An 18,107-nucleotide genomic window follows, 5' to 3' on the forward strand; every position below is an offset into this window, starting at 1 on the left:
ATACCTTGCAATAAATAGACGTATTAAGAGATAAATTAACTGTAGACCTGACGAGACGGGAGCCGTTAAGGTTTTTCCTGAAATTGTGCTTAAGGCTGAAAAACGCCGTAAAAATCGATAAAATAACGCTTTAACCGTTGGCCAGACCGGAGGCGCAACCGCTGAATTTACGCTCAAACGCGCTGATGAAAACTCGACTTCTTCTACTCTTGCTGCTGGCAGGAGGCGTGACCGATGCCCGCGCCATCTCACAGCAGACGCCGCATAATCCCTTTGACAACGATAGCCTGCCGGATCTGGGGCTGGCCTCGACCGGTGACGCCAACATAAAGAGCGTAGCCGAGATGGCGAAAGCCTTTGGTGAAGCCAGCCAGACCGATAACGGTCTTACCGCCGGGCAGCAGGCCCGTCAGTTCGCTTTTGGTCAGATCCGTGACGTCCTCAGCGAGAACGTTAATGAGCAGGTAGAGTCGTGGCTCTCACCCTGGGGCAACGCTAGCGTTAACGTGCTGGTTAACGATGATGGACGCTTCACCGGCAGCCAGGGCAGCTGGTTTATTCCGTGGCAGGATAACAACCGCTATCTGAGCTGGAGCCAGCTGGGGTTAACCCAGCAGGATCAGGGCCTGGTGAGCAACGCCGGTATCGGTCAGCGCTGGGTTGCCGGGCACTGGCTGCTGGGCTACAACACCTTCTACGATAATCTGCTGGATGAGAATTTGCAGCGGGCCGGACTGGGGGCGGAGGCCTGGGGCGAGTATCTGCGCTTCTCGGCCAACTATTACCAGCCGCTTTCAGGCTGGGACTACTCCGGTGCAGCGGTGCAGCAGCGGCTGGCGCGGGGCTATGATGTTACCGCCCAGGCACGTCTGCCGTTCTATGAACATATCAATACCAGCCTGAGTCTTGAGCAGTACTTTGGCGACAATGTCGATCTCTTTGACTCTGGCTCGGGCTACCACAATCCTGTCGCGGTTAACGTTGGCGTGAACTATACCCCGGTGCCGCTGGTTACCGTCACCGCCCAGCATAAGCAGGGGGAGAGCGGAGAGACCCAGAACAACCTTGGCCTCAATCTCAACTATCGCTTCGGCGTGCCGCTCAAAAAGCAGCTCAGCGCCAGCGAGGTTGCCGATAGCCGCTCCCTGCGGGGCAGCCGCTATGACAGCCCGACGCGCAATAATCTGCCGGTGGTAGAGTATCGCCAGCGGAAAACCCTGTCGGTATTTCTGGCCACGCCGCCGTGGGATCTTAAACCGGGCGAAACGGTACAGATGGTGGTTCAGGTCCGCAGTCGCTACGGCATCCGATCTATTACCTGGCAGGGGGATACCCAGGCCCTGAGCCTGACCCCGCCGGTGAATGCCAACAGCAGCGAAGGCTGGAGCATTATTATGCCCGCCTGGGACAGTCAGGAGGGTGCGAATAATACGTGGCATCTGTCGCTAACGGTGGAGGATGAGAAGGGGCAGCGCGTCTCTTCCAATGAGATCGCGCTCACGCTGGCTGAGCCGCTGGTGAGTGCGCAGAACACCGCTCCGCGCTGGCCGCAGCTGCCGGAGGCTAATTAGAAAATACGTTCCTGGTGCACCCAGACTGCCGCTTCCACGCGGGATTTGAGCTTCATCTTCTTCAGCATATGCTTAACGTGAACCTTCACCGTGCTTTCGGTGATATCCAGACGGCGGGCGATCATCTTGTTAGGCAGCCCCTGGGCAATGAGCTTCAGGATATCGCGCTCGCGCGGCGTCAGCTGGGTCACGTCCCGGTCAGAGGTGGCGCGGTTGGCGCGCAGGCTGGCGGCCAGCACCGGCGTCAGCGCTTCGCTCAATACCATTTCACCCGCCGCAGCCTGCTGCAACGCCTTCAGCAGATCCTCGGGCTCCATGTCCTTCAGCAGGTAGCCGTCCGCGCCGCGCTTCAGGGCGGTGACCACGTCCTCTTCATGGTTAGAGACGCTGAAGACTACCACGCGCCCGGAGAGGGCCTTCTCCCGCAGCTTGTCCAGCGTTTCCAGACCGTTCATGCCGGGCATGTTCAAATCGAGCAGGATTAGATCGGGATCCAGCGTCTCAGCCAGCTCAATTCCCTGTTCCCCGTTGCTGGCTTCGCCGATGACGCGGACGTCGCTCGCCATGCTAATAAGCTGCCGAACGCCGGTACGCAGCATCGGATGATCGTCAATCAGCAGAATGGTCGCAGGTTCCTGATTATTCATGTTTATCTCCTTGTACGGATGAGAGAAGCTTTTCGGGTATAAATGTTACCACCACCTCGGTTCCGCCGGACTCTCGCCGCCGAACCTGACAATCTCCGCGCAGGCTCTGGGCGCGATCGCGCATGATAATTAAGCCATAGTGGTTGGTACGTTCGGCGTTGTCCGGCACGCCGCAGCCGTTATCGGTAATGCTGACCTTCACCTGCCGCCCCTGCTGAACTGCCATGACGGTCACCTCGCTGGCCCCCGAATGCTTCAGGGCGTTACTCAGCGCCTCGCGGGCAATCTGTAGCAAATGAATAGCCTGGTGTGAGGGCACGAAGCGCGGGGGCAGCTGGTAGTCCAGCTTGATTGGGAAGCCAAAGTGGGCGCTGTACTCCTGGCAGCTCGCCTCCAGCGCCGGACGCAGACCCGGCTCGTTGAGCTGCAGGCGGAAGGTGGTCAGCAGCTCGCGAAGCTGGGCCCAGGAGGTATTCAACTCGTTACGGATCTGCCCCAGCAGCTGCTGACTGGAGTCGGGCAGGCTTTCGCCCTGCATCTGCAGGCAGCTGACCTGCATCTTCATACAGGAGAGCGACTGGGCAATCGAGTCGTGCAGCTCGCGGGCAATAGTGGCGCGCTCTTCCATCACCATCAGCTGCTGCTGGCGCTCCTGATGACGATCCAGCGCCAGGGTAGCGGTAAGCTGCTCTACCAGAGTATCAACCAGCTGCTGTTGATCGTGGCTCAGATGCCGTCCGGCAGGCAGGGTCGCCAGCAGCAGGCCGTATTGCATATGGTTATCCGCCAGCCGCCACTTCAGGGTTGTGCCGCCGCTGCCCGTAGGCAGGATACCGCGAGGGCAGAGGTGGCAGCCGATATCATCGCAGGTCATGTCCGGCTGGCAGGTAAACTCCTGGCGGTTATCCTCATCTTCCAGATCGTAGACCCGCAGCTCAATGTCATGCAGCAGGGTAAGATTTTGCAGGCCGTTAAGCACCGGCGAGAGGCGCTCGCACAGCGGAACCTGCATGTGCAGGCGGCGGTTGGCCTGCCAGAGAAAGGAGAGGATCTCGTTTTTTTGCTCCAGCCCGGCGGTCTTCTCTTTTACCCGCTGCTCCAGCACCGCATAGCTCTGGGCCAGCTCGCTGGACATGTTGTTCAGCGCCATGCCGAGCTTGGCCATCTCGTTACGCCCGCTGATATGCGCCCGCTGGGAAAAATCGCGCTGGCTAACGGCGTGGGCCATGCTCAGCAGCTGCCGCCAGGGCTGCAGCAGACGCGCCCGCAGCCAGATCACGGTAAAGACCAGCAGGAGGGCCATAAAGATTGCCATGCCGCGCTGCACCAGCAGAACGCGATCGATCCGCTGTTCGGTGCGACGATCGAAACTGCTCACCAGACGATCGATGCGGTTAACAAAGGTGGCAACCTCGCCAGAGACGGCCGCGGCGTCCTGCGCCTGCACCAGGGCTGGAATAAGATTGCGCTGCCAGTAGCGCTGAAGCGCCTGGAGCTGCGGAAGCTGGCCGTCGCGCAGCGCGGCCTGGGTCAGCTCCGGGCTAAAGGCCGTGCGGGTCATCTCGTCGATTAGCGGCTGGTCAGTTTCCGTGAGCGGCATAGCGGCCAGCAGGCGATAGCTCTGCATACGCAGCGAGCCCGCTTTGTTAATGGCGTGCGCGCTGCCCTGTACGCCCTGTACCAGCCAGCCAGAGATAGCCATCCCGGTTACGCCAATGGCGGTAGAGAGCAGAACGATCAGCGCCAGTTGGTTGACCAGCGTCAGCGGTGAAAAGAGGCGTTTTAGCATATACGGCAAGACTCCTGACCCGGCAAGTCACCGGGAGTAGGGCTATTTTCGGCTATACCCTGGAGTATACCCATACCCCAAAAGAGTTACTCCTTTATTGTCGCAGCAGGCACGGGCTGGAGTGAAAGAAACGGCAAAGACGTCACTGGCGTGAAAAACCACAGTTTTTCTGGCGGTTTCAGCTGCTCATTTAGGGGTAGTCCAGTTTATGGGCGGCTTAAATGACAACTTTTCCTTTGATTTATATCAACTTAAGCGCTGGCGTAAACCCTATGGTGGCAGGGGTTAAAATCCCTTATCAGAGGTGTCTATGAGTCACTCTTCAATACCTGAAAGGACCACCGGAGCCGTCATAACTGACTGGCGACCGGAGGATCCTGCGTTCTGGCAGCAGCGTGGCCAGGCCGTGGCGAGCCGCAATCTGTGGATCTCCGTGCCCTGCTTGCTGCTGGCGTTTTGCGTCTGGATGCTGTTTAGCGCCGTGGCGGTTAATCTTAATAAAGTTGGCTTTAATTTTACGACCGATCAGCTCTTTATGCTGACCGCGCTGCCCTCGGTTTCCGGGGCGCTGCTGCGGGTGCCGTACTCGTTTATGGTGCCTATCTTCGGCGGTCGCCGCTGGACCGCGTTCAGTACCGGGATCATGATCGTTCCCTGCGTCTGGCTGGGCATTGCCGTCCAGGACACCAGCACGCCGTTTAGCACCTTTATCATCATCTCTCTGCTCTGCGGCTTTGCCGGGGCAAACTTCGCCTCCAGCATGGCCAACATCAGCTTCTTCTTTCCGAAGCAGAAGCAGGGTAGTGCCTTGGGGATCAACGGCGGGCTGGGTAACCTCGGCGTAAGCGTGATGCAGCTGCTGGCCCCGCTGGCGATCACCTTCTCGCTGTTTGCCTTTTTTGGCGCGACCGGCGTGCAGCAGGAAGATGGCTCTATGCTCTACCTGGAGAACGCGGCGTGGATTTGGGTGCCTTTCCTGATTGTCTTTACCCTCGCAGCCTGGTTTGGCATGAACGAGCTGGCGACCTCGAAAGCCTCGCTGCGCTCGCAGCTGCCGGTACTGAAGCGGGCGCATCTGTGGATCCTGGGTTTCCTCTATCTGGCAACCTTTGGCTCGTTTATTGGTTTTTCGGCAGGCTTCGCCATGCTCTCCAAGACCCAGTTTCCTGACGTCAACGTTCTGCACTTCGCCTTTTTTGGCCCGCTGGTGGGCGCGCTGGCCCGTTCCGCGGGTGGGGCGCTCTCTGACCGTCTCGGCGGCGTTCGCGTCACGCTGGTGAACTTTGTGGCCATGGCGATCTTCAGCGCGCTGCTGTTCCTGACCCTGCCATCAGCGGGAAGCGAGGGGAGCTTTAGCGCCTTCTTCGCTGTCTTCCTGATGCTGTTTCTCACCGCCGGGCTGGGCAGCGGCTCCAGCTTCCAGATGATCTCGGTCATCTTCCGCAAAATGACGATGGAGCGGGTAAAGGCCAAGGGTGGCACCGAGGAGCAGGCGCTGCGTGAAGCGGCAACCGATACGGCGGCGGCGCTTGGGTTTATCTCGGCCATTGGCGCGATTGGCGGCTTCTTTATTCCTAAAGCCTTTGGTACCTCGCTGGCGCTTACCGGCTCGCCGGCCGGAGCAATGAAAGTCTTTCTCGTGTTCTATATTGCCTGCGTGTTTATCACCTGGGCGGTGTACGGACGTAAAGCTAAAACAAAATAAAGCACTGTTGATTATCCTTGTGCGGCGCAATGCCGCGCTTTTTTTACCTTGTATATAGTTACAACATACTTATTTTAGGGAGGGCATTCAGCACGTTGGCTTCCGCGTCGAGAGAGCCAGACAGAGGATCTACCCCCTAATACCTCCGGTACAGAAATACCACGGTAAAAAAAGTGGATTAAGCCATAAAGATAAATAAAATCAATAAGATAAAAAATAGAGTTTCCTGCCACTTTGGGGGTAGGTGAAAAATGCAGCGTTTTTGCTATGCCAGCCTGCCTTGATCGCCATCAATTCTCACGTCCTTTCAGCGCGTTAACGTCGCCGCATTCGCAGCAATGTCGCTTTTTCAGAGAGCCAGCAGGCTCCACACAGGAGAAACCCGATGAGTAAATTCCTGGACCGGTTTCGCTACTTCAAACAGAAGGGCGAAACCTTTGCCGATGGGCATGGCCAGATCCATGAAACAAACCGGGACTGGGAGGATGGATACCGCAGCCGCTGGTCGCACGATAAAATCGTGCGCTCTACCCATGGCGTAAACTGCACCGGCTCCTGCAGCTGGAAGATCTACGTCAAAAACGGGCTGGTTACCTGGGAGACCCAGCAGACCGACTACCCACGTACCCGTCCAGATATGCCTAACCATGAACCGCGCGGCTGCCCGCGTGGGGCCAGCTACTCCTGGTATCTCTACAGCGCAAACCGCCTGAAATACCCTCTGATGCGCAAACGCCTGATGAAAATGTGGCGTGAAGCGAAAGTTCAACACAGCGATCCGGTTGCGGCATGGGCTTCTATTATTGAAGACGCCGACAAGGCGAAAAGCTTCAAGCAGGCACGCGGTCGCGGTGGCTTTGTCCGCTCCTCGTGGCAAGAGGTCAACGAGCTGATCGCTGCCTCTAACGTTTACACCGTGAAAACCTACGGCCCAGACCGCGTGGCGGGCTTCTCGCCGATCCCGGCAATGTCGATGGTCTCCTATGCCTCCGGCGCGCGCTACCTGTCACTGATCGGCGGCACCTGCCTGAGCTTCTACGATTGGTACTGTGACCTGCCGCCAGCCTCCCCGCAAACCTGGGGTGAGCAGACCGACGTGCCGGAATCCGCCGACTGGTACAACTCCAGCTACATTATCGCCTGGGGCTCTAACGTTCCGCAGACCCGTACTCCGGACGCCCACTTCTTTACTGAAGTCCGCTATAAAGGCACTAAAACCGTTGCCGTTACCCCGGACTATGCCGAGATCGCCAAGCTATGCGACCTGTGGCTGGCGCCGAAGCAGGGCACCGACGCCGCAATGGCCATGGCAATGGGTCACGTCATGCTGCGTGAGTTCCATCTCGACAAGCCGAGCCAGTACTTTACCGACTACGTGCGTCGCTATACCGATATGCCGATGCTGGTGATGCTCGAAGAGCGCGACGGCTACTATGCGGCAGGCCGCATGCTGCGTGCCGCCGATCTGGTGGACGCCCTCGGTCAGGAGAACAATCCCGAGTGGAAAACCGTGGCCTGCAATGACAGCGGCGAGCTGATTGCACCTAACGGCTCTATCGGTTTCCGCTGGGGCGAAAAAGGGAAGTGGAACCTTGAGCAGCGCGACGGCACCAGCGGGGCAGACGCCGAGCTGCGCCTGAGCCTGCTCGGCGGTCACGATGATATCGCCGAGGTGGGTTTCCCGTACTTTGGCAACGAAGGATCCGAACACTTCAACCGCGTAGAGCTGCAAAATATCCTTCTGCACAAGCTGCCGGTAAAACGCCTGCAGCTGGCGGATGGCAGCACCGCGCTGGTCACCACCGTTTACGATCTGACCATGGCTAACTACGGTCTCGACCGGGGTCTGGGCGATGTCAACGCCGCCGCCAGCTATGACGAAGTGAAAGCGTATACCCCGGCGTGGGCAGAAAAAATCACCGGCGTACCGCGGGCGCACATTATCCGTACTGCCCGTGAATTTGCTGATAACGCCGATAAGACCCATGGCCGTTCGATGATCATCGTGGGTGCGGGTCTGAACCACTGGTTCCACATGGACATGAACTACCGGGGCCTGATCAACATGCTGGTGTTCTGCGGCTGCGTCGGTCAGAGCGGCGGCGGCTGGGCGCACTACGTGGGCCAGGAGAAACTGCGTCCGCAGACCGGCTGGCAGCCGCTGGCGTTTGCCCTCGACTGGCAGCGTCCGCCTCGCCATATGAACGGCACCTCCTTCTTCTATAACCACTCCGGCCAGTGGCGCTATGAAACCCTGACCGCGCAGGAGCTGCTTTCACCGCTGGCGGATAAGTCTCGCTACAGCGGCCATCTGCTCGACTTTAACGTCCGCGCTGAGCGTATGGGCTGGCTGCCTTCCGCGCCGCAGCTGGGCACCAACCCGCTGCGCATCGCTGCGGAAGCAGAAAAAGCGGGCATGTCGGCGGTGGATTACACCGTTAAGGCGCTGAAAGAGGGCACAATCCGCTTTGCGGCCGAGCAGCCGGAGAACGGCAAGAACCATCCGCGCAACCTCTTCATTTGGCGCTCTAACCTGCTTGGCTCCTCCGGGAAAGGCCATGAGTATATGCTGAAGTACCTGCTGGGTACCGAGAACGGCATTCAGGGTAAAGATCTGGGCGAGCAGGGCGGCGTGAAGCCGGAAGAGGTCGAGTGGCATGATAACGGCCTCGACGGCAAGCTGGATCTGGTGGTCACCCTCGACTTCCGCCTGTCGAGCACCTGCCTCTACTCCGATATCGTCCTGCCGACGGCGACCTGGTATGAGAAAGACGACATGAATACCTCGGATATGCATCCGTTTATTCATCCACTCTCTGCCGCCGTCGATCCCGCCTGGGAGTCGAAAAGCGACTGGGAGATCTATAAAGGCATTGCCAAGAAATTCTCCGAGGTGTGCATCGGCCATCTGGGCGTCGAAACTGACGTGGTGACTCTGCCTATCCAGCACGACTCCGCCGCCGAGCTGGCGCAGCCGCTGGACGTTAAGGATTGGAAAAAGGGCGAGTGCGACCTGATCCCCGGCAAAACTGCACCGCATATCATTCCGGTTGAGCGCGACTACCCGGCGACCTTTGAGCGCTTTACCTCCATCGGTCCGCTGCTGGATAAAGTGGGCAACGGCGGCAAGGGCATCGCGTGGAACACCGAAAGCGAGATGGATCTGCTGCGCAAGCTGAACTACACCAAGGCGGAAGGCCCGGCGAAAGGCCAGCCGATGCTCAATACCGCCATCGATGCGGCGGAAATGATCCTGACCCTCGCCCCGGAGACCAACGGTCACGTGGCGGTTAAAGCCTGGGCGGCGCTGAGCGAGTTTACCGGCCGCGACCATACCCATCTGGCGACCAATAAAGAAGAGGAGAAGATCCGCTTCCGGGATATTCAGGCCCAGCCGCGCAAAATCATCTCCAGCCCGACCTGGTCCGGCCTTGAAGATGAGCATGTCTCCTACAACGCCGGCTATACCAACGTGCACGAGCTGATCCCGTGGCGTACGCTCTCCGGCCGCCAGCAGCTGTATCAGGATCACCCGTGGATGCGCGACTTTGGCGAGAGCCTGCTGGTCTATCGTCCGCCGATTGACACCCGTTCGGTGAAAGCGGTGATGGGCGAGAAGTCCAACGGCAATCCAGAGAAGGCGCTGAACTTCATTACCCCGCACCAGAAGTGGGGGATCCACTCGACCTACAGCGACAACCTGCTGATGCTAACCCTGTCACGCGGCGGCCCGATCGTCTGGATGAGCGAGGTAGATGCCAAAGAGCTGGGCATAGAGGATAACGACTGGATCGAAGCCTTCAACAGCAACGGCGCGCTCACCGCCAGGGCGGTAGTGAGCCAGCGCGTGCCGGCTGGGATGACCATGATGTACCACGCCCAGGAGCGTATCGTGAACATTCCTGGCTCGGAGATCACCGGCCAGCGCGGCGGGATCCACAACTCGGTCACCCGCATCAGCCCAAAACCGACCCATATGATTGGCGGCTACGCCCAGCTGGCGTACGGCTTTAACTACTACGGCACGGTCGGTTCCAACCGCGATGAGTTTGTGGTGGTCCGTAAGATGAAGAACATTAACTGGTTAGATGGCGAAAACAACGACCAGGTACAGGAGAGCGCAAAATGAAAATTCGTTCACAGGTAGGCATGGTGCTGAACCTTGACAAGTGCATCGGCTGTCATACCTGCTCGGTCACCTGTAAAAACGTCTGGACCAGCCGGGAAGGGATGGAGTATGCCTGGTTCAACAACGTTGAGAGCAAGCCTGGCGTAGGTTTCCCGGATGACTGGGAGAATCAGGAGAAGTGGAATGGCGGCTGGATCCGCAAAGTGAACGGCAAGCTGCAGCCGCGCATGGGGAACCGTGCCACGCTGCTGGGTAAAATCTTCGCCAACCCACATCTGCCGGGCATCGATGACTACTATGAGCCGTTCGACTACGACTATCAGCATCTGCACACCGCGCCGGAGGGCAAGCATCAGCCCATCGCCCGTCCGCGGTCGAAAATCAGCGGTCAGCGGATGGATAAGATCGTCAGCGGTCCGAACTGGGAAGAGATCCTCGGCGGCGAATTTGAGAAGCGCAGTCAGGACCAGAACTTCGAAAACATGCAGAAGGCGATGTACGGGCAGTTTGAAAACACCTTCATGATGTACCTGCCGCGCCTGTGTGAGCACTGCCTGAACCCGGCCTGCGTCGCGACCTGTCCGAGCGGCGCGATCTACAAGCGTGAAGAGGATGGCATTGTGCTGATCGATCAGGACAAGTGCCGCGGCTGGCGGATGTGCGTTACCGGCTGCCCCTACAAAAAGATCTACTTCAACTGGAAGAGCGGCAAGTCCGAGAAGTGCATCTTCTGTTATCCGCGTATTGAGGCCGGGATGCCGACCGTCTGCTCCGAGACCTGCGTGGGGCGCATCCGCTACCTGGGCGTGCTGCTGTATGACGCGGACGCCATTGAAAACGCGGCGGCAACGGAGAGCGAGAAAGATCTCTACCAGCGTCAGCTGGACGTCTTCCTCGACCCGAACGATCCGGCGGTTATCGAGCAGGCGCTGAAGGACGGCGTGCCGCAGAGCGTGATTGACGCCGCGCAGAAGTCACCGGTCTGGAAACTGGCGATGGACTGGAAGCTGGCCCTGCCGCTGCACCCGGAGTATCGCACTCTGCCGATGGTCTGGTACGTGCCGCCTCTGTCACCGATCCAGTCGGCGGCCGACGCGGGCGAGCTAGGGAGCAACGGCATCCTGCCGGACGTCGAAAGCCTGCGCATCCCGGTACAGTATCTCGCTAACCTGCTGACGGCGGGAGATACCCAGCCGGTGCTGCTGGCGCTGAAACGCATGCTGGCGATGCGTCACTACAAGCGTGCCGAGACCGTGGATAACGTTAACGATATTCGCGCTCTGGAAGAGGTGGGCTTAAGCGAAGCCCAGGCGCAAGAGATGTATCGTTATCTGGCGATTGCCAACTACGAAGACCGTTTCGTTATTCCTTCCAGCCACCGCGAGCTGGCGCGGGATGCATTCCCGGAACGTAACGGCTGCGGCTTTAGCTTCGGTGACGGCTGCCACGGCAGCGACACCAAGTTCAACCTGTTTAACAGCCGCCGTATTGATGCCGTTGATGTGACCAAAAAAACGGAGCCGCGCCCATGATTGAACTTGTCGTGATTTCACGCCTGCTGGAGTATCCGGATGCTGCCCTGTGGCAGCATCAGCAGGAGCTGTTTGATGCCCTGGCGGAGAGCGAGCACCTGTCGCTTAAGGATGCTCATCAGCTGGTCATCTTCATTCGTGACCTGATGAGTCAGGATCTGCTTGATGCCCAGGCGGCCTATAGCGAGCTTTTCGATCGCGGTCGCGCGACCTCGCTGCTGCTGTTTGAGCATGTGCATGGTGAATCCCGCGATCGCGGTCAGGCGATGGTGGATCTGCTGGCGCAGTATGAGCGCCACGGTCTGGTTATCGACCGCCGTGAGCTGCCGGATCATCTCCCACTCTATCTGGAATATCTGGCTCAGCTGCCGGTGAACGACGCGCTGGAGGGCCTGGAGGATATCGCGCCGATTCTGGCCCTGCTTAACGCCCGTCTGCAACAGCGCGAGAGCCGCTATGCCTGCCTGTTTGAGCTGCTGCTGCGGCTAGTCAAAACCGACGTCGATCGGCAGAAGGTCGGCGAGAAAATTGCCGGTGAAGCCCGGGATGATACTCCCCAGGCGCTGGACGCCGTCTGGGAAGAGGAGCAGGTGAAGTTCTTTGCCGACCAGGGCTGCGGTGAGTCCGAGATCGCTTCCCATCAGCGCCGGTTTGCCGGGGCGGTGGCGCCGCAATATTTGAATATCTCAACCGGAGGACAGCAATAATGCAGTTCCTTAATATGTTCTTCTACGACATCTATCCCTATATTGCCGGCACGGTATTTCTCGTCGGCAGCTGGCTGCGCTATGACTACGGGCAGTACACCTGGCGAGCTGGCTCCAGCCAGATGCTGGATCGCAAAGGGATGAACCTGGCCTCAAACCTGTTCCACGTCGGGATTATCGGGATCTTTGCCGGTCACCTGGTGGGGATGCTCACGCCGCACTGGATGTATGAATCCTTTCTGCCGATTGACGTCAAACAGAAGCTGGCCATGATCGCCGGGGGGGTATTCGGCATCATGACGCTGGTGGGCGGCCTGCTGCTGCTTAAGCGCCGCCTGTTCAGCCCGCGCGTGCGCGCCACTACCACCACAGCAGATATTCTGATCCTGACTCTGTTGATGGTGCAGTGCACGCTGGGCCTGCTGACGATCCCGTTCTCAGCTCAGCATATGGACGGGAGCGAAATGATGAAGCTGGTAGGCTGGGCGCAGTCAATTGTCACCTTCCATGGCGGTGCATCGCAGCATCTCGACGGTGTGGCGTTCATTTTCCGCGTGCACCTGGTGCTGGGGATGACGCTGTTCCTGCTCTTCCCGTTCTCGCGGCTGGTACATATCTGGAGCGCGCCGGTAGAGTACATGACGCGCAAATACCAGGTGGTACGCGCCCGTCGCTAATGAGTTTCCTGTTTAATTCCAACCTCGCTACGGCGAGGTTTTTTTTCGCCCCAGCCAAGATTGTTTCCCGCTGCCGCAAGAAGGATCAGCGCCCCGCCTGCCAGCTGCGTGACGCTAAGCGTGTGGCCAAAGGCCAGATTATCCACCACAATCGCCACCACCGGATAGATAAACGACAGCGATCCAATAATTGGGGTAGGCAGTTTCTGAATCGCGCTGTAAAGCAGCTGATACATGATGCCGGTGTGAACGATGCCAAGGGTCAACAGTATTCCCCAGGGGAACTCGCGGGAGAAAACCGGCATATGCGCTAGCGGCAGCAGTATTACCACGCCCGTAAGCACCTGAATAAAAGCAATATGCTGTGGCGGAATAGGGCGCAGCTTGCGTGTAACCATCGCGGTGAGTGCATAGAAGAACGCTGCGCCCAGCGCCAGCGCAATCCCCGCTAGCCAGCCGGCGGCATGGCCCTGCATGAGCTCGCTGGAGAGCAAGACTACCACGCCGACAAAAGCGAGAACCAGCCAGCCCCATTTTACCAGACTAACCCGCTCACCAAACAGCATGCCCATCAGCACCAGCATAAAGGGCTGTGTGTTGTAGACCACGGTTGCCAGCCCAATAGAGACGCGCTCGTAGGCAGCGAACAGCAGCAGCCAGTTAATAACCAGCGCCACGCCGCCGAGGATGGCGAGGGTCAGGGTAACGCGGGTTAAACGGCTGAAAGGCTGCTTGCTGAGGCGGATAAAGATATAGAGCGCAATAGCACCGATGACACAGCGCCAGAAGACAACTTCCGTTACCGGTAGGCCGGAAAGTAAAACAAAGGCACCGATAGAGCCAGAAATTAGCATCGCCAGGCTCATCTGCCAGACGCCTTTTTGAATATCGCGCATATCGACCTCCTCGTTTTGATACCCTATTATCAGAAAAGTAAGAGGGATTTGATATAACCTTTATAAGGTGGTTGACGCAGTTAACTTTTATAAATTAGGTGAAGTTTATGGATTACCTGATCGATGATATTGACCGCCAGATCGTAGGCTGTCTGGCAGAAGATGCGCGCATGTCGCTAAAAATGCTAAGCGCTCGGGTTGGGTTGACCTCTCCCAGCACGGCGGAAAGAGTAAAGCGCCTTGAAGAGCGTGGCGTGATTCAGGGATATGGGGCACACGTTAACCTTGCCGCGATGGGCTATACGCTACAGGCGCTGGTCCGTGTCCGACCTATGCCAGGCATGCTGCATAAGGTTGATAAAATGATCCAGGCCATTCCCGAATGTATTGAGTGCGATAAGGTGACGGGGGAGGATTGTTTCGTAATGCGTCTGGTCGTGCGCTCAATAGAGCAACTGGATGAGCTGCTGGACGGGCTGGCAGAGTATGCCCAAAGCAACACCGCTATTGTTAAAAGCTCGCCGGTAAAGCGCCGTCTGCCGCCGATATGATGTTGGTGAAGTGATGTGGCTCGGTCGTGTAGCCCCGGTAAGCGCAGCGCCACCAGGGAGATCTCTCATGCAGCGGAGTACAACGCCGGGTGGCGGCTTCGCCTGACCCGGCCTACGTTGCTACATCCACAGGGTGCTCCGATCGTGTAGCCCTGGTAAGCGCAGCGCCACCAGGGAGACCGGTGGTGGGGGAAGGATTACTCGGTGCTTCGCACCTCGCCCTTCGGGTCGTTGCCTGCGGCAACGCTTTCTCGCTATCGCTCGAATCGAACCTTGGTCGAAGCTTCTCATCCTTCCCGGTACGGAATGGTATGCGGCTATGAGGTTTGATTTAACTGGGGTGCTTTATAAGAAGATGGTGGTGGGGGAAGGATTCGAACCTTCGAAGTCGATGACGGCAGATTTACAGTCTGCTCCCTTTGGCCGCTCGGGAACCCCACCAGGGGTAATATCTTGTTTGTAGAGATGGTGGTGGGGGAAGGATTATTCGTCGCTTCCCTCCTCACCCTTCGGGCCGTTGCCTGAAGGCAACGTTGTCTCGCTGTCGCTCGAGTCGAACCTTAGTCGAAGGTTCTTACCCTTCCCCGATAAGTGCATACGTCAGCTTAACTCATCAGGTTTACCACACTGCTGTGGTGAATAATGGTGGTGGGGGAAGGATTCGAACCTTCGAAGTCGATGACGGCAGATTTACAGTCTGCTCCCTTTGGCCGCTCGGGAACCCCACCACGGGGTAATGCTGGTAATGGCCTGCTTCCCTTGGGAAGCGGGGCGCATCATATCAAATGACGCGCCGCTGTAAAGCATTCCTTTTAAAGAAATGAACCGTTTGCATGCTTTTTATGCGTAACGCATTATTGCTAAGCAATTCATTTCATCAGCCGCTTACAGGATAATCGTTCGGTTGCCGTAGACAAATACCCGCTGCCCCAGAACTTCGTACAGCGCCCGGCTGAGCACGTTCTTCTCAACGTCGCGACCCGCGCGCATCATATCTTCGGCGGTGTAGGTGTGATCGACGTGAATAACGTCCTGCATAATAATCGGACCCTCGTCCAGATTATCATTCACATAATGCGCAGTCGCACCGATGATCTTCACGCCGCGCTCGTAAGCCTGGTGATACGGACGGGCACCAATAAACGCCGGTAAGAATGAGTGGTGAATATTAATGATCTTATTCGGGAAGCGAGCAACAAAGGTGGGCGTCAGCACACGCATATATTTCGCCAGCACCACATAGTCTGGATCGTAGGCTTCAATCGCCTGAGCCATCTTCTCGTCGTGATCTTCTCGGGTCAGCCCTTCATGACTTACCAGCTCGAAAGGAATATCAAAACGCTCTACCAGCGTGCGCAGCGTGTCATGGTTGCCAATAACCGCCGCAATCTCTACGTCGAGACCGCCATAGTTGGCCTTCATCAGCAGATCGCCCAGGCAGTGGGCCTCTTTGGTCACCAGAATCACGATGCGGCGACGTCCGGCAGGAGTTAGCTCCCGCACGGAACCATCAGGCAGGGCGCTGTCGAGATCGGCCAGCAGGGTCGCATCGTTAAAGATGCCTTCCAGCTCAGTACGCATAAAGAAGCGCCCGGTACGGTGATCGACAAACTCATTGTTCTGCACAATGTTCAGTTCGTGCTTGTAGCAAATATTGGTGATGCGTGCGATCAGCCCTTTTTGATCGGGACAGATAGTACGCAGAACTTTTCGTTGTAGTGAATGCATTGCCGGGTAAATCCTTGACGTGTTTGCTATGAGGTACCGCTGGGTTTATTGCCCGCAGCACTTTTTAAATTTTTTGCCCGAGCCACAAGGGCAGGGATCGTTACGGCCAAACTGGGGCCGCGTGCCATCAATATAATACCATTGGCCGTTTTCTTTTAAGAACCTGGAGCGCTCGATAATTGCGCCCGTTTTGCCGCTCTCACGAAAGCGAGCTACAAAACTGACGAACCCTTCACCACTATGGCTGCCTTCACTCTCTTCAAAGAGCGTCAGGCCCAACCACTCGGTTCCGGCAAAGCCGGCTTCGATCTCCTGGCGGAACGTCGCAGCCTCACAGGAGGGATGCCAGGTTTGGATCAGATAGTCAGCACACTTTTCCACAAACGCCGTATAACGCGAGCGCATCAGAAGGCCAGGATTGGACGCAATCACTTTTCCAGACAGATAAGGCTGGCAACATAGGCTATACTCCAGTGCGCTACCGCAGGGACAACGGTTTGACAAAATAGGTATCCTGAATAAATGAGAGCGCAGATGCGCCTTTACAGCACTATGTTAACTGAGCGATGACGATGACGCTATGCCAGCAGGGTTTAGGAGAGGATATATTCTCCAGTGCTGGTCATAAGGTCAAAAATTTAGTACGTTTCGGCATAGGCGAGTGGCGGGCAGCGCTGAGAGAGGCGTTTAACCGCCGCAATGTTTTGGCATCACGACGTTTCTGGTTCAGTCACTTACGCATGGTATATCACTGCCATAACGCGCCAGATGGGCCTTTGATCCTGATGAAACCTATTTGTCCTGTTTTTCTGCCGGCCTGGTGTGCGGCAGCGCGTACTGCTGTCTTTCAGCAGGACGAGAGAGGGTACTGGGCGAATTGTAACCACTTGGTGCACATAAAATGTTTGAGTACTTGGTTTTTCGCTTTTTGAAGCAAAATCTGACAGGCGGTAGTTGCAATAGCGTGCCACTATTGAACTATCGTAAGGCAGGGGAGAGAACATGACGCAGCCATTGGCCGGAAAACATATGTTAATCGTTGAAGACGAACCCGTTTTCCGCTCACTGCTGGACTCCTGGCTTTTGTCTCTTGGGGCATCCACCACCCTCGCGGGTGACGGAGTGGAAGCACTGGAGATGTTTGCCAGGGTCAAACCAGATCTGATGATCTGTGATATCGCAATGCCGCGGATGAACGGCCTTAAGTTGGTGGAGCATCTGCGCAACGAAGGCGATCAAACGCCGATCCTCGTGATTTCGGCAACCGAGAATATGGCTGACATTGCCAAGGCGCTTCGTCTCGGCGTGCAGGATGTGTTGCTCAAGCCGGTAAAAGATTTTGCTCGCCTGCGGGAAACCGTATTGGCCTGCCTCTATCCCAACATGTTTAATTCCCGGGTAGAGGAAGAGGAGCGGCTCTTTCAGGATTGGGATGCGTTAGTAAGCGATCCGCGTGCAGCTGCAAAGCTGCTGCAGGAATTACAGCCTCCCGTTCAGCAGGTCATGTCCCAGTGCCGGGTTAATTATCGTCAGCTTGTTGCCGCCGATCAGCCCGGCCTGGTATTAGATATTGCGCCACTCTCCGATCACGACCTCGCCTTTTATTGTCTGGATGTGACACGCGCTGGCGATAACGGTGTCTTAGCCGCACTGTTATTACGTGCACTCTTCAATGGCTTGCTGCAAGAGCAGCTCTCTCAGCAACGTCAACGCCTACCTGAACTGGGTGCACTCTTAAAGCAGGTTAATCAATTACTGCGCCAGGCCAATTTACCCGGCCAGTTTCCTCTGCTGGTGGGTTATTACCACAGCGAACACAAAAATTTGATATTAGTCTCCGCCGGCCTTAACGCAACGCTGAATACCAGCGAGCAGCAGGTGCAGATAAACAGCGGGGTGCCGTTAGGCACGCTGGGGAATGCTTACTTAAATCAAATAAGCCAGCGCTGTGAAGACTGGCAGTGTCAGGTGTGGGGAATGGGCGGACGTTTGCGCTTAATGTTGTCTGCGGAATGAGCGATCGCACCGGGCTAACCATTTTGCTTTACCGCAAAAACGAGCCGGGTGCTACCATCAGGATAGTCTTATAGGTAATTGTCTTAATTACAGGTCAATGAGTTCAATTCAGACCAGGCTCACAGTTTGATACTGATATACTCAATGCACTATTCATTG

At 57.1% G+C, this 18,107-nt stretch carries 13 protein-coding genes, 2 tRNA genes and 2 other RNA genes; 8 read left to right on the forward strand and 9 right to left on the reverse strand.

All coding sequences use genetic code 11. From position 1 onward, the window contains the following. The first annotated feature begins 185 nt into the window (after positions 1-185). Positions 186-1,571: a YchO/YchP family invasin gene (locus tag WFN61_RS12960; protein WP_337038762.1), complete on the forward strand. Its 1,386-nt coding sequence runs from the start codon at positions 186-188 to the stop codon at positions 1,569-1,571. Here WFN61_RS12960 and narL read toward each other — a convergent pair. Both narL and narX read right to left on the reverse strand, forming a co-directional pair. Beyond that, a complete protein-coding gene (gene narL, locus WFN61_RS12965; RefSeq protein ID WP_144814750.1) occupies positions 1,568-2,218 on the reverse strand; it encodes a two-component system response regulator NarL in 651 nt (216 codons plus the stop codon). The two genes, WFN61_RS12960 and narL, sit on opposite strands and share 4 nt — an antisense overlap. Beyond that, positions 2,211-4,007: a nitrate/nitrite two-component system sensor histidine kinase NarX gene (gene narX, locus WFN61_RS12970; protein WP_144814753.1), complete on the reverse strand. Its 1,797-nt coding sequence runs from the start codon at positions 4,005-4,007 to the stop codon at positions 2,211-2,213. Before narX ends, narL begins: the two co-directional genes overlap by 8 nt. A 310-nt stretch (positions 4,008-4,317) precedes the next feature. On the opposite strand from narX, the gene WFN61_RS12975 reads away from it, so the two are divergent. The 5 genes from WFN61_RS12975 (at position 4,318) to narI (ending at position 12,757) form a co-directional block, all read left to right on the forward strand. Then, positions 4,318-5,712, forward strand: coding sequence for a NarK family nitrate/nitrite MFS transporter (locus tag WFN61_RS12975; protein WP_144814757.1), 1,395 nt, complete (start codon positions 4,318-4,320; stop codon positions 5,710-5,712). A gap of 385 nt (positions 5,713-6,097) precedes the next feature. Continuing rightward, positions 6,098-9,841, forward strand: a complete 3,744-nt coding sequence (locus WFN61_RS12980; protein WP_312235312.1) for a nitrate reductase subunit alpha — start codon at positions 6,098-6,100, stop codon at positions 9,839-9,841. Further along, entirely contained in the window at positions 9,838-11,373 is a 1,536-nt protein-coding gene (narH, locus tag WFN61_RS12985) for a nitrate reductase subunit beta (protein ID WP_337038763.1), read from the forward strand. Before WFN61_RS12980 ends, narH begins: the two co-directional genes overlap by 4 nt. Beyond that, on the forward strand, positions 11,370-12,080 hold the full coding sequence (narJ, locus tag WFN61_RS12990) for a nitrate reductase molybdenum cofactor assembly chaperone (protein WP_337038764.1): 711 nt from the start codon (positions 11,370-11,372) through the stop codon (positions 12,078-12,080). Before narH ends, narJ begins: the two co-directional genes overlap by 4 nt. After that, the gene (narI, locus tag WFN61_RS12995) at positions 12,080-12,757 is read left to right on the forward strand and encodes a respiratory nitrate reductase subunit gamma (RefSeq protein ID WP_144814770.1); all 678 of its coding nucleotides are present in this window, start codon (positions 12,080-12,082) and stop codon (positions 12,755-12,757) included. Before narJ ends, narI begins: the two co-directional genes overlap by 1 nt. Here the strand turns inward: narI and WFN61_RS13000 are convergent. After that, complete coding sequence (locus WFN61_RS13000; RefSeq protein WP_312778349.1) at positions 12,754-13,653, reverse strand: DMT family transporter; 900 nt, start codon at positions 13,651-13,653, stop codon at positions 12,754-12,756. The genes narI and WFN61_RS13000 overlap by 4 nt on opposite strands. A gap of 107 nt (positions 13,654-13,760) precedes the next feature. On the opposite strand from WFN61_RS13000, the gene WFN61_RS13005 reads away from it, so the two are divergent. After that, positions 13,761-14,204, forward strand: coding sequence for an Lrp/AsnC family transcriptional regulator (locus WFN61_RS13005; RefSeq protein ID WP_144814778.1), 444 nt, complete (start codon positions 13,761-13,763; stop codon positions 14,202-14,204). A 180-nt stretch (positions 14,205-14,384) separates the two neighbouring features. Here WFN61_RS13005 and WFN61_RS13010 read toward each other — a convergent pair. From WFN61_RS13010 to WFN61_RS13035, 6 genes are all read right to left on the reverse strand, one after another. After that, positions 14,385-14,516: non-coding RNA, RtT sRNA (locus WFN61_RS13010), on the reverse strand. A 44-nt stretch (positions 14,517-14,560) separates the two neighbouring features. Further along, positions 14,561-14,645 (reverse strand) — tRNA-Tyr (locus tag WFN61_RS13015). 25 nt (positions 14,646-14,670) lie between these two features. Continuing rightward, positions 14,671-14,803: non-coding RNA, RtT sRNA (locus WFN61_RS13020), on the reverse strand. 44 nt (positions 14,804-14,847) lie between these two features. Then, a tRNA-Tyr gene (locus WFN61_RS13025) sits at positions 14,848-14,932 on the reverse strand. A 157-nt stretch (positions 14,933-15,089) separates the two neighbouring features. Beyond that, positions 15,090-15,932, reverse strand: a complete 843-nt coding sequence (gene purU, locus WFN61_RS13030) for a formyltetrahydrofolate deformylase (RefSeq protein WP_042394430.1) — start codon at positions 15,930-15,932, stop codon at positions 15,090-15,092. Positions 15,933-15,977: 45 nt separating this feature from the next. Further along, entirely contained in the window at positions 15,978-16,436 is a 459-nt protein-coding gene (locus WFN61_RS13035; RefSeq protein WP_144814781.1) for a YchJ family protein, read from the reverse strand. Positions 16,437-16,934: 498 nt separating this feature from the next. On the opposite strand from WFN61_RS13035, the gene rssB reads away from it, so the two are divergent. Next, positions 16,935-17,948, forward strand: a complete 1,014-nt coding sequence (gene rssB / locus WFN61_RS13040; protein WP_144814783.1) for a two-component system response regulator RssB — start codon at positions 16,935-16,937, stop codon at positions 17,946-17,948. Positions 17,949-18,107: the final 159 nt, after the last annotated feature.

Source organism: Pseudescherichia sp. AS216 (assembly GCF_037152055.1).
Taxonomy (GTDB): domain Bacteria; phylum Pseudomonadota; class Gammaproteobacteria; order Enterobacterales; family Enterobacteriaceae; genus Pseudescherichia.